Raw genomic sequence first — 13,271 nt, 5'->3', positions numbered from 1 at the left:
TAGCCAAAGCTATATGCACTTCACGCACCATAACTGGTCAATCTTGCTCGTATAGCTCCGACTCATCATTTCTCGCCGCATTGCCCAAGCGGGGTGGATCGGTACACCCGCCGACCTAAGTGTCCCTCTTCCCCATTTATCGTTGATCTCATCCAGCACTGCCATCAGTTTCGTCGCCTCAATCGACTGAGTGGCGGCGAACAAATCCTGGGTGTACTCACCGGACTGACAAAGATTGACGAGCATTACCTCTGCCTTGCTGTATTTGAACCCCGGCCGGAATACACGCTCGACAGCGTTGACTGCGGCCTTGGTTAACAGACGTAGATCATCAGTTGGATAGGGCAGCTCAATCAGAACGCCGTTTGAGTACTTGGCCTCTTCAGGATTGAACATGCCAGTGCGGATGCTGACGCGGATCCTCTTGCATAGCGAATTCTCGGCACGCAGCTTTTCCGACGCGCGCATCATGTAAGTCGCAACGGCCTCCTTGATCGGTGTCAGCTCCGTGAGTCGCTTGCCGAACATCCGACTGCAGCAGATCTCTTGTTTGGGCGGATCTGGCTCGTCGAGTTCGAGGCATGCAGTGCCGGCCAACTCCCGGGCTGTTTTCTCGATCACTACGCTGAAGTTCTTCCGCAAAGTCCACGGGTCAGCTTTGGCCAGATCCATCGCGGTTTTTATGCCCATACCGTCCAGGTGCAGTTTCATGCGTCGCCCTACTCCCCAGACTTCGCCGACGTCCGTGTTACGCAGCACCCAGTCGCACTTGACCGGGTCACAGATGTTCACGACACCGCCCGTTTGCGCCTGCAGGCGTTTGGCGGTGTGATTGGCAAGCTTTGCCAGGGTTTTAGTATGTGCGATGCCGACGCCGACGGGGATGCCGGTGCAGCGCAACACTTGGCTGCGGATCTTGCGGCCGAGACCGTCGACGTCGTTGATGCCGGTGAGATCAGCGAAGGCTTCGTCGATGCTGTAGACCTAGACGGCCGGCACCATAGACTCAATCAATGTCATGGCGCGTTCGCTCATGTCGCCGTACAGCGCGTAGTTCGAGGAGAACGGGACGATACCGTATTGCTTCAGCTTGTGTTTGATCTGGAAGTACGGCTCGCCCATCTTCACGAACGGCTTGGCGTCGTAGCTGCGGGCGATGACGCAGCCGTCGTTGTTCGACAGCACCACAATAGGCACCTTGGCCAAGTCTGGGCGGAACACGCGTTCGCAGCTGGCGTAGAAGCTGTTGCAGTCGATCAGTCCGAATATTTGTGGGGCTTTAGACATGGCTGCGCACGCTGCTGGTGACTACGCCCCAGATCGATAGGTCGTCGCCCTCGAGCACGTATCGCGGTGGATATTTGGGATTCTCGGACAGCAGAATGACTTCTTTGCCTCGAAGGCAGAGGCGTTTGCAGACCGGGTCATTGTTGAGCAGGGCAATGACGATGTGACCGTGAGCTGGCTCAATTGAGCGATCGACAATGGCGAGGTCGCCCTCGTAGATCCCTGCGCCCTGCATGCTCTCACCGGTAAGCGATACCAGGTAAACGTGTGGAGCGCGGATGTTCAACACTTCATCCAGCGAGATCGGCGCCTCCATGTGATCCGCTGCTGGCGATGGAAACCCGGCCGGGACGCGGAACAGGCACAGCGGCAGTTTTGTTCCGCCTTGGGCGATGGGACCTAAAATTGAGTAGCTCATGACGCACGACTTCCGATACTGTACGAATATACAGTTAACTTTTTGAAAGTTTCTTGGTCAATTTTTGTAGGAAATATCGGATGAGTGGCTGACAACGAAGCGCGTGTCGTCCGCTTCTCTCCAACCACATTTAGACTGACCCTACAGCCCAGCCGCACAGCTCTGCGTAACGTCCAGCCTCTTCAAAAAAAATCAGTCAGCACCCTGCCGGCTCTATCTGATCTATCACCCGGAACCAGGTGCGGACAGGTCTCGGACCGGCGTGAAAAAAAATCGTGAAGGAATGGCCCGCAACTCAGTCTTGCCAGACTTCAAAAATTAAGGCGGACTCACAAGCAGAGTGGTCGCCAGTAGCTGCCACCTCTCCCTGCGTTCACGGCGCTATGAATCATCGAACACGAAGCAGCCCCCCCAAATGAGGATCTGCATGAAAAACACTTTTCGTGTACGAAACAGCTTAAATGTGTAAAGCCGAATAAATCAGCCAACTCAATCAGAACAAGGCTCTCCACTCCATCGCGAACAATTAATCACATTATTAACCAACTAATGACTGTGCGTAATTTCCACTTTTCGTGTACGAAACAGCCATATGAATTCGAATGAAATAAATCCTACCCAACACCTAACGCATACACATTTTCTCCTTATCCCAATCTTCCACATCACCTCCTGCCCTCCCTCAGCGAAGGCACATACACCCGCAGGCCTTGGGCAATGCGGCCAATTTGGGCACGGTGGGCAAATTGGGAAAGTTGGCCAAAACGGCCAACTAAAAACTGGGAATTTTTTGTTTTTATTTGTCGAAAAGCATTGACGACGGGCGCGCTAAACATCTAGTTTAAATAACGACCTACATCACCCACGAACACCGCACCTTACTGCGCGGCATGTTTCTTTGCGAGATGAAAAAATGAATGTGCTGATGCTTCTGATGGCCACTGTCGAGTTTCTTATCAAACTCACCGAGCTGTTGCAGTTGTGGGGTATTGGATGCCCCGGGTTCGCACCCTGGTGATCAGAACAGCCCACCCAACGCTGCTGGCTCCCAATTCATGATCACCAGCTCGCCACTGACTTCGGCCTTACCCTGTCGCTGGTTGGTTGTGGTGTAGCGAATGTCCAAGGTCTCGAAATGGAAGCCTTTGAACACGCGACGGATATCCGGATGGTCGTTGATACTGACCATCACTTTGCCTTTGCAGCGGCGCATGAAGTCGGCCATCCGCTCATAGTTTTCGAATGGAAAGTCCACGCCATATCCGGCGGTCTGCCAATAAGGCGGATCCATGTAGTGGAAGGTGTGGGCACGGTCATAGCGTTCTGCGCATTCAAGCCATGGGAGATTTTCGACGTAGGTGCCGGACAGGCGCTGCCACGCAGCCGAAAGGTTTTCCTCGATGCGCAGCAGGTTGATGGCCGGTGCGGTGGTCGCCGTGCCGAATGTCTGACCGGAGACCTTGCCGGCAAAGGCGTGGTGCTGCAGGTAGAAGAATCGGGCGGCGCGCTGGATGTCGATGAGGGTTTCGGGGCGGGTCATTTTCTGCCATTCGAACACCTGCCGAGAACTGAGCGCCCATTTGAATTGGCGTACGAACTCTTCGAGGTGGTTCTGCACGACGCGGTAAAGCGTGACCAAGTCGCCGTTGATGTCATTGAGGACTTCGACCGGCGATGGCTGGGGCTTCATGAAGTACAGCGCGGCACCGCCGGCAAAGACTTCGACGTAGCATTCGTGTGGCGGAAAAAGCGGAATGAGGCGATCGGCCAGGCGGCGTTTGCCGCCCATCCAAGGGATGATGGGTGTAGACATTGAAAGCAAGACCTTTACTGTATGGATAAACAGGTGATAGGCTCGCCGCGCTTTGTGCACGAAGCAGAAGCCTAGGCTGGACTTGCAGGGGCAATCTGCGGGTACGGCGGCCGGATGAAGTGTTGACGCACTTGATCCGGCCGCTTCTTTAATTGACTAAGGACGTTGCCTCCATGATTAAAAAAATGCTGGTTCTGCTGACCGTGTTGCCGTTGGCTGCATGCTCAAATCAACCTTCCAGTGCCTTTGACAGCGGCTGGACAAGCAAAACCAACGAAGAAGCCTATGCCAACTGCGGCAGCTTTCGATTTAACAAAGGCTTTCAGGATCCATCGGTAATTCAGCGTCTCGTTGAATCGCGCCAGCTCACAGCCGAACAAGCTGCGCAGGCAGTGCAACGCAATGTGAAGGTAGGAGATCCTGAGTGTTTGGCCTTTGCAGCGTATGGTCTCGATGTCCAAAGATTTGATATCTACAGGAACAACGCAGGAGAAACGACCGCGAGAGCGGTAACGTATTCCTGCAGTCAAAGCGATGTGCCCTGCCCTGGCCTAACTGTGACGTTCTCCGACGGTAAAGTGGTAAGCAAGGTCATCACTAACAAATAAAAGCATTCAATTTACGTTGAGTGATGGTGAGTTTCATGGCGCACCATCAATCGCTCGTTCTCATTTAGAGACAGTCTTCGCATAGGCCTGACAAGCTTGCAACGCAATCAATCCTCGGTCTCCTTCATCGGTGATGGCGACAATTCGTTGAGCATGCGCCGGGTCAAGTTCGGCTCTTGCGGGGCCATGATCCACGCCGCCGGTGGCGGTGGTGGCTGACACCGATCCGTTGCCGGTATCGGCGGTGGCTTTGAGTAGGACTGACAGGCGCAGATCAGCAGTGGCAAGGCGGTCGCGCAGGCGACCTTGATCACGTTGGGCATCGCTCAAGGCTCGGTAATGGGTTTGTTCGCTGGTCGCCAGGCGCTGTTCGAGCGCGAGCCGTTTGTCCTGTTCCGCAAGCTGCTGCGCGGCCGAGGCCAGATTCAGTTGGTTGAGGGTTTCGTTGTGCAGCAGGGACTGCTCGCTGAGGCGACTACCGTAGCGCCAGTCCTGTACCTGCCAAGTGATTGCTGCTGATGTGCCGGCCAAGGCGATCAGTAGCACCGGTTTGACCATCAGCCGGTAAGGCGCTGGGATTAAGTCGCCGAAACGCATAACACCGCCCTCGCCCGCTCCCACAATTCGAGCCGATCCTGCTGGCCATTCAGGCCGCCGTTGATTCTTCGGGTGATCGCGTTGAATTCGTTTTGATCCGCAAGCGTATTTAACCCATTCACCGACCAGAACCACGCGGCTGACTCAGCAGCCCATTGCGGCAGCTCCAGCAGCTCCGGAGTGCGTAGCAATCGCTCATCGCCGAACAGCGCCAGGCTGCAGCGCAGGTAGTTGTCATGGCCGGTGACCTGGATCAGTCCGCGACCGCGATAGCGTTGTCCATCGCCATCCGCTGCAGGGGTGTTGCCCAGTTTTGCGGCCAGCGTACCCGTGTCGTATTTGCTCAGGTATTGATCGCCGCCCAGCTCGCGCACGTACTGCAGTTGACCAGACTCGTGACCGACTTGAGCCAAGAAAGCGGCTTGGCGTTTCGGTGTGTTGATCTGTCGATGCGCCATAGCTGCGTTGAGGGCGGAAACAAAAACGCCCGCTTGGCGGCGGGCGTTGGGCATGATGGTTTGAATCTGCTGGGTCGTTATCTGCATAAATGCTCCAAATGAAAAAGCTCGCTTTACGCGGGCTTCTCAGTTAATTGACCTTTCGATCAAAGGGTACATTTCGAGGTGGTAGGATGGCGAACCATTTCATGCGCGCATTCTAAGTCAGCATTCCTCTTCTCCACGAATGGCGGCAACGCTGCTGCTGCAAATGCGAGCATCGGCACGAAATAAAGGGTTAGGTACAGTCTTCCAAGCATCACAAGCTACCTTTCTGGTGGGTTTCAGAGACGCTAACGAAAAACCAAACTCCGTGCCATCGAACACGATGTAATTACTCCAGCCCGGTTCAATCTCAATACGACCAAGGACACTTCGCTACTCCTTGAGCTGAACGACCTTCAGATCCTTCACCACTTTTTTCTTCTTGCCTTTGGCCTTCGCCTTGCCTTTTTTGCCACCGTTGCACTCGACCGTCGTGCTCCAGCCGGACTGTGTGAACACCTGTTCCACCGAGTCGACCAGGTACTCGCCGTCGAGGCCAACCTTGAAGCCTTGGGCATTGATCGATCGCTCGGCGAACAGATCGGTGCGCCCTGGCATTTCCAACCGGACACCGGCCGTAGACCGATTGAAAGCCGCCAGCCGTGCCTTAGCTGCTTCTTCAGCTGCAGACTTGTTCGGGTAGATGTGGCGGTCGGTATGCACAGGCGGCAAGCCGTCCGGTGATTCGTCGTTGTCGAGAGTGACGACAGCGAGCTTTCCGGTTTTCTTGTCTTGGTGCTTGGTCGATACCGCTTTGTGCGTGTTGCGATCACCGAGGCGAAACTGGAAGCGACTCACGTCGCGCCGCTGGATCAATACAACGCCAAAGCTCTTGCCCGAGGCGCTCTGCCCGGCTTGGCGCGGCATCACCAGCAGCTTGCCGTCGGCGACCTTGGCCGTGCAGTCGTACTGCTTGGCCAGGCGGGTGATGAAATTGAAATCCGATTCGCTGAGTTGATCCGCGCGAAGCACTTTGGTTTGCACCGGACACACCGGTTGCCAGCCATTGCGTGCGGCGACGTCGGCAACGATCTGCGACAGTGGCACGTTTTCCCAGCTGCCACTGCGGGTGGTCTTGCCGCTGCCACGCATGTCACTGGCCTTGCCGGTGATCACGAGCGTATCCGGTGGACCGGACAGCTCAATCTCGTCGACGACATAGCGGCCGATGCGGGTCAGCGACGTTTCGACGTAACCGAGGAAGATCTCAATGCTGGCTCCGCGCGGAGGCAGCAGCACCGCACTGTCGCGGTCATCAATGCGTAGTTCGAACTCATCGGATTCCATGCCGGGCTTGTCCGTGGTTTTCAGCTGCAGTAGCCGGTCATTGATCAGTGTGGTGATGTCGGCGCCATTTGCCACGACTCGAAAGGCTGGGGTCATTTGTTTCATCCATAAAAAAGCCCGCTCAAGGCGGGCTAGTTTCATCAATTTGCTAGCTACATGACATTGCAGATCAGTCGGTCTTAACGATGGTCAGACTATCATCTCCTACAGCAATCACACTGTTACAGACGGGACAGGCAAACACGTCAGTATCAGGCACCGGCAACAACTTGGTACAGGTCGGGCAGTTGCCAACTAGAAAGGACTCCCGAGAGCCGAAGATCTTGGTGAAAACCGCGAACACCATCACCAACGCCAGAATCCACCCAACAATTGGGATCAAGGCTAATAGAGCTATTACTGCTGCGGAGATGATGAACCAAATGATGCGATGAGGGATTTCCTCTTTGATACTGCGTTTAACTTCCCTCAGTTCCGTCGACTTTTCCATGTACCGGCTCTCACCTATTCCTAAAATGACAAGTCTATCGCCACCGGAAATCCATGGCAAACTGCCATCGCAATATCAAAGGACGTGTTAGCCCCACAACATTACTCCTCCGTTGGTGGACGCTGGCAGATCCGGCAGCTCAATCACGATGCCGGCGCGGTAAGGCTGCGGTTCATCGGCCAGCCCCTGATTGGCATCGAGCACCGCCTCGACAGTGCCATCCAGATGCCCATAGGCGTGATAACAGAGGGTATCGAGCAGATCTCCGTCAGACGTTCTGCAGGTCATCGCCATAACGCGCGAACTCCAAAGTAAATGCCTGCTTGCGCGGGATCCCGCCCTGCAGCAGCGCGGTCTGTTCTTCTTCAACGTTCTTCAGGCACCAGGTGCCCAGCACGTCGCCATAACCGGTGGTGAGTGTCAGCGGTTTTAGCTGGGAACCGAGACTGCGCAGGGTATCCAGTTGTTTGAGGCCTCCTTTGAAGCCCGGGAAGATCGCCCCTTTCAAGATGATTTTTTCCTCGCCGATGCCCACCGCTTGTTGCGCCGGCCGGCGGGTCAGGCGTTCCTGCGACGCCCAGCGAAACTCCGTCGAGCGCCGCAGCTCATCAAAGGCTGCTGTGTCCAGATTGAAGTAGTACGGCTGTGCGTTGGGATCGAGCGGCTGCACGATCAGCAAGTGCGGGAATGGCTGGACCGCTTCCGGTAACGGCGTAGCGTCGCCGGCCAGCGAACCGGTCGGCACGATGTTGGTCAGCGACGGGCTGACCTTGCCGGCGATCTTGTTGATCGCGGTGGAGGCACGTGCCGCCTGCTCCTTGAGTTCACCCATGCGCTCATCGATCTGCGACACGGCGCGAGTGGCCTTGTTGTAGGTCGCCACGACCTGACCGACCTTGGCTTGAGCCGCGTTGACGCTGCGCATCACGCGCTGCAGTTTGGCCCCAACCGCCGGCCCAACGATGGGAATGCCTTCCAGCTCGGAAGCCGCGCCGCTGATCTCGCTGATGGCACCGTTGACCGGTCCCATCATACCGTCGAGGCTACGGCGTCCGGTCTCCCCCGCTGCCGCCAGATTTTTCAAACCGGACTGCAGCTGTTCCATGTAAGCCATCGATCCTCCTTACACATGTGGTTCGTTATACAGCTTGCGGTTCTGCAGTTGCTGCGTGGCCTGCTGCATCTGCTGCTCGATAAAGGGCCGCAGCTCGCGGGCCATTTGCGCCGGGTCCTTCGCATCGCCTTGCACGGTGATGTGCAGCGGCGCCGAGATCTCGATGCGCTGCTCGATCTTTGGAGGCTCGACCTTGATCGCTGCAGGCGGAGGAGCCAGCAGTGCCGGTACGCTCGGCGGTGCGGGTTCGCTCAGGGAGCGTGTCACATCTCCCATCGCAGCCGCATCGGCGGCGCGCTCCGGCAACAGGCTCTGCACGGCCGAGGGCGTTGATGCACTTGGGGCAACCGGACTCGCAGCGCCGGGCGCAAATGATCGGGCGATGTTGCCCATCACCGGCGGCAGGTGCTGCCCAGCGTTGGCCATCATCAGTGGCCCGGCATCGGGTACCTTCTTTAAGGTCTCGTCCGCGCCGAACAGCGACTTGCCAAGCGATCCACCCAAGGCATCGCCGCCCATATAACCGAGGTAACCACCGATCAGGCCACCGACGATGTTGCCAATGATCGGCACAGCTGTTCCGATGGCGGCGCCCGCAGCGGCACCGGCCAGCGTGCCCGCCAGGCCACCGGCGGCTTGGCCGTAACCCTCGGCTTTTTCGTCCTGTGTTTCAGCATTCTGATAGGTGTCGTAAGCCTGATAGCCCGCCTGGGCAACGGCGAGAATCGCCGGGCCTTTCATGCCGCTACCGATCTTGGCGCCACGGCCACCACCGCCTCGTCCGCCCCCCTTTCCACCTTTGCCCTTCTTGCCATTGCCGTCGTCATCAAGGCCAACGCCATCCAGTCCAGCGCTACCGGGCGGCAAGTTGGTAACGATGACTTTTTGCGGGATGTTCGGGTTGCCCATCAGAGTGCCGCGTCCGATGTTCATCAAACCCTTGCCGACCTTGAAAGCGCTGACGGCCCCCTTGAGCGCAATCAAGCCGGCGACGGCGGAGCCGATACCGGTCGTGACTCGCGGGAACTCATCGGCGAACCCTGCCAGCTTGCGGCTGACATTGTTCATGCCGTCAAGGTGCGCGCCAACCGGGAGATAGCATTGCTTTCAACCATGTTCACCTTTGCCCGCGAATGGGGACTGACCGATAAAGCTAATCCTTGCTTCGGTCTGCGACGCAACAAGGAAACGCCTCGAGACTATTACGCCGGCGATATCGTTTGGAACTCGGTATACGGCCAGGCCCCACAAGAATTGAAAGACGCGATGGATCTGGCATATCTGACAGGGCAGCGTCCGGCTGATGTACTCAAGGCATCGGCTACCGATATCAACAGCGGTTTCCTGATGGTCGGCCAAGGAAAGACGGAGAAGCGCTTGCGCATCCGCCTGTACGACGGCAACAAAGAGACCGACCTTTGCATCTTCATCAATGGTCTGCTCGATCGCCGCGTACAGGCTGGCACCAGAACCTCGATCTTGATAACCAACCAGGCTGGTTTACGCATGAGCTACAACATGCTGCGCAACCGATGGGACGAAGCCCGGGAAAAGGCTGCTACTAAAGCATCGGCTGAGGGCGATACAGAGCTGGCCAGCACGATCAGGAAGTTTCAGCTCAGAGACATCCGACCGAAGGCCGGCAGCGAAATCGAGGACATTAAGGAAGCAAGCCGCCTGCTCGGCCACTCGTCTGAGGAGATGACAAGGAAGGTTTATCGAAGAGTAGGAGAAATTGTGAAACCGACAAAATGACTTAGGCCAACCACGTAAAATGGGCATCACCGTGTTATCTATTAAAGCGATACCCAGAAACAACGAGGTCCCACTTGATGGACGGGTGGGCGACGGAGACATAAACCAGTGGATTATCAATAGCCAAATTGAGCTCGCCTTGCCCCCCTGATCCATGGGCCAAAACACCAATCGTATTCGATGATGCAACCGTCATCAGCAAAGGAATACGAGTATCAGGTGAGTGCATTTTGTACGCTAGCATTACTTCGCTTGCGATGCCTCCAGGCGGGACCCTGCTTGACAGGTCGAACTCGACAAACTCAGTCCACTGCTCTGGCACTACAAGCGAAGCCTGCTCCGCCTCTCCTCGAGCCTTCCGAATACTGTCCCAAACACTGTCACCGGTTATACCGGATCCTACAAACATCAAAATTGCCCCCGCAAGCGAGGCGAATATTCCACATATCGTAAAAAAAATCCCACTAAATTTAATTTGTCACCGATGTTTGCCGCCATAAATTCTTCCATAACCATCAACCTCAAAGATTGAGGATACGGTACCTCAAACTACTGAAGTTTTCGTTGCGATTAGGTGGTTGAAATTTACCTTTGCGGAACACCCAGCATAGATTGCGGAACATCCGTCTTTCTGTCAGGTATAAAAAAACCCCGTAGATCACTGATCTACGGGGTTTTTAATAGTGGAGGCCGAGGTCGGAATCGAACCGGCGTAGGTGGATTTGCAATCCACTGCATAACCATTTTGCTACTCGGCCTCAAAGTATCTGCTGTCAGTAGCACAACAACAAACACTGTACAAACTTGGAGCGGGAAACGAGACTCGAACTCGCGACCCCGACCTTGGCAAGGTCGTGCTCTACCAACTGAGCTATTCCCGCTTGGTGATGCGCATTCTATAGAATTAAGAAGCTCCGTCAACCCCTTGATTCAAAAAAGTTTTATTTCTTTTCAACATCAGTCTTCAGGTGCGGCCAGGCGGCGCGCAGGTACTGCACCATCGACCACAAGGTCAGGCCGGCAGAGACCATCAGCAAGGCATAACCCAAGATAACCCAGAAACTGAAGTCCTTCGGGTTGGCCAACAGAATGACCAGCGCAAGCATCTGCGCCGCGGTTTTCCACTTGCCCAGATTTGAAACGGCTACGTGGGCACGGGCGCCGAGTTCGGCCATCCATTCGCGCAAGGCCGATACCACGATCTCGCGACCGATGATGACAGCAGCCGGCAGAGTGAGCCAGAGATTGCCGTGTTCTTGAACGAGCAGCACCAGTGCCACCGCAACCATGAGCTTGTCGGCTACCGGATCGAGAAACGCCCCGAACGGAGTGCTTTGCTCCAGACGGCGAGCCAGATAACCGTCCAGCCAATCCGTCGCTGCCGCAAAGGCAAACACCGAGGCGGAGGCCATGTAACTCCACTGATAAGGCAGATAGAACAGCAAAATGAAGATCGGAATGAGCAGGACGCGTAGAACGGTAATCAGATTAGGGATATTCATCGGCACAACTGGCTACGAGGTGAAGGGGCATTCTACTCGCTATGCAGGTTCGCATAAATCGACTCTGCGAGCTTTTTACTGATCCCCGGGGCTTTGGCGATCTCTTCGATGCTTGCACGAGTCAGCTCCTGCAATCCACCAAAATGTTTCAACAAGTCGCGACGTCGGGTCGGCCCAACGCCGGCAACGCCTTCCAGCGTTGACGTACGGCGGGTTTTGCCTCGGCGTGCGCGGTGTCCGGTAATCGCGAAGCGGTGCGCCTCATCGCGAATCTGTTGAATCAAGTGCAGCGCCGGCGAGTCGCCACGCAAGGTGAACTCATGCGCCGCATCATTCAGATACAACGTTTCGAAGCCCGCCTTGCGAGTAGCGCCTTTGGCAACACCGAGCAGAATCAGATCTGGTACGGCCAACTCGTTGAGAACATCGCGAGCCATCGACAGCTGGCCCTTGCCACCGTCCACCAGCAAGATGTCTGGCAACTTGCCCTCGCCTTCCTTGAGTTTGCTGAAGCGTCGCGTCAAGGCCTGATGCATGGCGGCATAGTCGTCACCCGCCGTGACCCCTTCGATGTTATAGCGCCGGTAGTCCGACTTGATCGCGCCTTCCGGGCCAAAGACCACACAGGAAGCAACCGTCGCCTCACCGCTGGAATGGCTGATGTCGTAGCATTCCAGGCGCTGCGGCGGTTCATCGAGATTCAACACTTCGGCCAAGGCTTCAAAGCGCGCGGCGGTGTGTTGGCGGTTGGCCAGGCGTGCGCCCAACGCCTGCTCGGCGTTGGTGACGGCCAGTTGCTGCCAGCGTGCCCGCGTACCGCGCACCCGGTGACTGATGGCAAGCTCGCGACCACGCAACTCATGGATCGCTTCGATCAACGTTGGAAAATCTTCATGCACCACGTTGACGATCAGTTCGCTCGGCAAATCGCGCTCAGGGCTGCTGATGAAATACTGGCCAAGAAACGCGGCCATGACTTCCGACACGTCCTCCTCGATGCCGACTTGCGGAAAGAAATTCTTGCTCCCCAACACGCGCCCGCCACGCACACTGATCAGGTGCACGCAGGCGCCACCCGGGTTAACGAATGCCGCGATGACATCGATGTCCCCTGTGCCGCCTTCCATGCTTTGTTGATCCTGAACCCTGCGCAGCAGCGCGATCTGGTCACGCAACTCGGCGGCTCGTTCGAACTCCAGGTTGATCGCCGCCTCCTCCATCGCCGTGGACAGCTCGTTGGTCAGCGCGTGACTGCGCCCCTCAAGAAACATGACCGAGTGGCGCACGTCTTCGGCATACACGTCAGGCTCGACCAGCCCCACGCAAGGCGCCTTGCAGCGCTTGATCTGATACTGCAGACATGGACGGGTACGGTTCTTGTAGTAGCTGTCTTCACACTGCCGAACGAAGAAGGTCTTTTGCAGCAGACTCAGGCTTTCACGTATGGCGCCGGCACTCGGATAGGGACCGAAGTACTTGCCCTTGGCCTTTTTGGCCCCGCGATGAATGCTCAGGCGCGGAAACTGGCCGTCGGACAGAAACACATAGGGATAGGATTTGTCGTCGCGCAGCAGGATATTGTACGGCGGTCGCCACTCCTTGATCAGCGTCTGCTCAAGCAGCAGCGCTTCGGTTTCGTTGGCGGTGATGGTCGTTTCGACCTGCGCAATGCGCCCCACCAACGCGGCAGTCTTCGGCGCCAGGCCGGTTTTGCGAAAGTAGCTGGCCAGGCGTTTTTTCAGGTTCTTGGCCTTGCCCACGTACAACAGGCGTGCATCGCTGTCGAACATGCGATAGACGCCTGGGCGCCCGCTGACTGTCGACAGAAACGCGCCGGAATCGAATGTTTCAGTCATGG

13 protein-coding genes, 2 tRNA genes and 1 pseudogene are annotated in these 13,271 nt (G+C 56.4%); 2 read left to right on the top strand and 14 right to left on the bottom strand.

Annotated features, from left to right (window positions below):
• Positions 1-9: 9 nt before the first annotated feature.
• The 3 genes and pseudogenes from umuC to BMY54_RS08865 form a co-directional block, all read right to left on the bottom strand.
• Positions 10-1,287: pseudogene (gene umuC / locus BMY54_RS08875) on the bottom strand (translesion error-prone DNA polymerase V subunit UmuC).
• The gene (locus BMY54_RS08870) at positions 1,280-1,705 is read right to left on the bottom strand and encodes a LexA family protein (RefSeq protein WP_093431025.1); all 426 of its coding nucleotides are present in this window, start codon (positions 1,703-1,705) and stop codon (positions 1,280-1,282) included. Before BMY54_RS08870 ends, umuC begins: the two are co-directional and overlap by 8 nt.
• Before the next feature lie 1,018 nt (positions 1,706-2,723).
• On the bottom strand, positions 2,724-3,518 hold the full coding sequence (locus BMY54_RS08865) for a DNA adenine methylase (protein ID WP_093431022.1): 795 nt from the start codon (positions 3,516-3,518) through the stop codon (positions 2,724-2,726).
• Between the two features lie 173 nt (positions 3,519-3,691).
• On the opposite strand from BMY54_RS08865, the gene BMY54_RS08860 reads away from it, so the two are divergent.
• Positions 3,692-4,126, top strand: coding sequence for a hypothetical protein (locus BMY54_RS08860; protein ID WP_093431019.1), 435 nt, complete (start codon positions 3,692-3,694; stop codon positions 4,124-4,126).
• Between the two features lie 60 nt (positions 4,127-4,186).
• On the opposite strand, the gene BMY54_RS08855 is transcribed toward BMY54_RS08860, so the two are convergent.
• From BMY54_RS08855 to BMY54_RS08825, 7 genes are all read right to left on the bottom strand, one after another.
• Entirely contained in the window at positions 4,187-4,723 is a 537-nt protein-coding gene (locus BMY54_RS08855) for a lysis system spanin subunit (RefSeq protein ID WP_093431016.1), read from the bottom strand.
• Positions 4,705-5,268, bottom strand: coding sequence for a glycoside hydrolase family 19 protein (locus BMY54_RS08850; protein WP_093431013.1), 564 nt, complete (start codon positions 5,266-5,268; stop codon positions 4,705-4,707). The genes BMY54_RS08855 and BMY54_RS08850 overlap by 19 nt, the downstream gene beginning before the upstream one ends.
• Before the next feature lie 330 nt (positions 5,269-5,598).
• Positions 5,599-6,648, bottom strand: a complete 1,050-nt coding sequence (locus BMY54_RS08845) for a phage late control D family protein (RefSeq protein WP_093431010.1) — start codon at positions 6,646-6,648, stop codon at positions 5,599-5,601.
• Between the two features lie 73 nt (positions 6,649-6,721).
• Positions 6,722-7,042 (bottom strand): hypothetical protein, encoded by a 321-nt coding sequence (locus BMY54_RS08840; protein WP_093431007.1) that lies wholly within the window; start codon positions 7,040-7,042, stop codon positions 6,722-6,724.
• A gap of 87 nt (positions 7,043-7,129) precedes the next feature.
• Entirely contained in the window at positions 7,130-7,336 is a 207-nt protein-coding gene (locus BMY54_RS08835) for a tail protein X (protein WP_093431004.1), read from the bottom strand.
• A complete protein-coding gene (locus BMY54_RS08830; RefSeq protein ID WP_093431001.1) occupies positions 7,311-8,156 on the bottom strand; it encodes a phage tail protein in 846 nt (281 codons plus the stop codon). Before BMY54_RS08830 ends, BMY54_RS08835 begins: the two co-directional genes overlap by 26 nt.
• Before the next feature lie 9 nt (positions 8,157-8,165).
• Positions 8,166-9,224 carry a hypothetical protein gene (locus tag BMY54_RS08825; protein ID WP_093430997.1) on the bottom strand — a complete coding sequence of 353 codons (1,059 nt, stop codon included), beginning with the start codon at positions 9,222-9,224 and terminating at the stop codon, positions 8,166-8,168.
• Between the two features lie 33 nt (positions 9,225-9,257).
• Here BMY54_RS08825 and BMY54_RS08820 point away from each other — a divergent pair, with 33 nt between their 5' ends.
• Positions 9,258-9,911: a tyrosine-type recombinase/integrase gene (locus BMY54_RS08820; protein WP_371914431.1), complete on the top strand. Its 654-nt coding sequence runs from the start codon at positions 9,258-9,260 to the stop codon at positions 9,909-9,911.
• A 684-nt stretch (positions 9,912-10,595) separates the two neighbouring features.
• On the opposite strand, the gene BMY54_RS08810 is transcribed toward BMY54_RS08820, so the two are convergent.
• From BMY54_RS08810 to uvrC, 4 genes are all read right to left on the bottom strand, one after another.
• Positions 10,596-10,669: transfer RNA gene (locus tag BMY54_RS08810), tRNA-Cys, on the bottom strand.
• Positions 10,670-10,716: 47 nt separating this feature from the next.
• Positions 10,717-10,792 (bottom strand) — tRNA-Gly (locus BMY54_RS08805).
• Positions 10,793-10,852: 60 nt separating this feature from the next.
• Entirely contained in the window at positions 10,853-11,413 is a 561-nt protein-coding gene (gene pgsA, locus BMY54_RS08800; protein ID WP_007950102.1) for a CDP-diacylglycerol--glycerol-3-phosphate 3-phosphatidyltransferase, read from the bottom strand.
• Between the two features lie 32 nt (positions 11,414-11,445).
• Positions 11,446-13,269, bottom strand: coding sequence for an excinuclease ABC subunit UvrC (gene uvrC, locus BMY54_RS08795; RefSeq protein WP_093430986.1), 1,824 nt, complete (start codon positions 13,267-13,269; stop codon positions 11,446-11,448).
• Positions 13,270-13,271 lie beyond the last annotated feature (2 nt).

The organism is Pseudomonas sp. ok266 (assembly GCF_900110195.1).
GTDB lineage: Bacteria > Pseudomonadota > Gammaproteobacteria > Pseudomonadales > Pseudomonadaceae > Aquipseudomonas > Aquipseudomonas neuropathica.
The sequence above is the reverse complement of the archived record's forward strand: the minus strand, read 5'-3'. Positions and strand labels throughout refer to the sequence as shown.

Excerpts from the sequence above, each read along its gene's own strand:
- BMY54_RS08835 (WP_093431004.1), bottom strand. The coding sequence starts at position 7,336 with ATGGCGATGACCTGCAGAACGTCTGACGGAGATCTGCTCGATACCCTC.
- BMY54_RS08865 (WP_093431022.1), bottom strand. The coding sequence starts at position 3,518 with ATGTCTACACCCATCATCCCTTGGATGGGCGGCAAACGCCGCCTGGCC.
- BMY54_RS08825 (WP_093430997.1), bottom strand. The coding sequence starts at position 9,224 with ATGAACAATGTCAGCCGCAAGCTGGCAGGGTTCGCCGATGAGTTCCCG.
- pgsA (WP_007950102.1), bottom strand. The coding sequence starts at position 11,413 with ATGAATATCCCTAATCTGATTACCGTTCTACGCGTCCTGCTCATTCCG.
- uvrC (WP_093430986.1), bottom strand. The coding sequence starts at position 13,269 with ATGACTGAAACATTCGATTCCGGCGCGTTTCTGTCGACAGTCAGCGGG.
- BMY54_RS08850 (WP_093431013.1), bottom strand. The coding sequence starts at position 5,268 with ATGCAGATAACGACCCAGCAGATTCAAACCATCATGCCCAACGCCCGC.
- BMY54_RS08830 (WP_093431001.1), bottom strand. The coding sequence starts at position 8,156 with ATGGCTTACATGGAACAGCTGCAGTCCGGTTTGAAAAATCTGGCGGCA.
- BMY54_RS08855 (WP_093431016.1), bottom strand. The coding sequence starts at position 4,723 with ATGCGTTTCGGCGACTTAATCCCAGCGCCTTACCGGCTGATGGTCAAA.
- BMY54_RS08860 (WP_093431019.1), top strand. The coding sequence starts at position 3,692 with ATGATTAAAAAAATGCTGGTTCTGCTGACCGTGTTGCCGTTGGCTGCA.
- BMY54_RS08845 (WP_093431010.1), bottom strand. The coding sequence starts at position 6,648 with ATGACCCCAGCCTTTCGAGTCGTGGCAAATGGCGCCGACATCACCACA.
- BMY54_RS08840 (WP_093431007.1), bottom strand. The coding sequence starts at position 7,042 with ATGGAAAAGTCGACGGAACTGAGGGAAGTTAAACGCAGTATCAAAGAG.
- BMY54_RS08870 (WP_093431025.1), bottom strand. The coding sequence starts at position 1,705 with ATGAGCTACTCAATTTTAGGTCCCATCGCCCAAGGCGGAACAAAACTG.